This is a genomic window from Sporolactobacillus caesalpiniae (assembly GCF_040513385.1).
In the GTDB taxonomy this organism is placed as follows: Bacteria; Bacillota; Bacilli; order Bacillales; family Sporolactobacillaceae; genus Sporolactobacillus.
This window is the reverse complement of record NZ_JBEVCB010000024.1, coordinates 1-343: the sequence shown is the minus strand read 5'-3', so window position 1 is coordinate 343 and position 343 is coordinate 1. Positions and strand designations below refer to the sequence as shown.

General features: G+C 46.1%; 1 protein-coding gene and 1 rRNA gene. Both read right to left on the bottom strand.

Annotated features, from left to right (window positions below; translation table 11 throughout):
• Positions 1–98 (bottom strand): 23S ribosomal RNA (locus ABWW58_RS17140); the annotation flags it as partial.
• On the bottom strand, positions 93–239 hold the full coding sequence (locus tag ABWW58_RS17135; RefSeq protein ID WP_353870255.1) for a hypothetical protein: 147 nt from the start codon (positions 237–239) through the stop codon (positions 93–95). The genes ABWW58_RS17140 and ABWW58_RS17135, both read right to left, overlap by 6 nt.
• Positions 240–343: the final 104 nt, after the last annotated feature.

The window sequence follows — 343 nt, the reverse complement described above, 5'->3', positions numbered from 1 at the left end:
AGCTTACTTACAGCTCCCCGGAGCTTATCGGAGTTCGTTCCGTCCTTCGTCGGCTCCCAGTGCCAAGGCATCCACCGTGCGCTCTTTAAAACTTAACCACTGACGGATGATGAACAGCGAATCTCTTCGTCAGCTTGTGACTTGCGCTCCTCATGCAGGTAATCCGCACTTCGGTGCTCAGCCACGGCGCTTTCTCGATCTTCTTGTCCCTCATCCGCCACATTTATGATCAGTTTCATGATCTAATGATCAAATCAATGATCGTCTTGGATGTTTCTTGACTTTACTTACTTTCATTATCCAGTTTTCAAGGTTCATAATGCCGTAATTGACATAATTAATG

What these genes read in the sequence shown, in the direction of transcription:
- ABWW58_RS17135 (WP_353870255.1), bottom strand. Translation starts at nt 239, where the DNA reads ATGAAACTGATCATAAATGTGGCGGATGAGGGACAAGAAGATCGAGAA.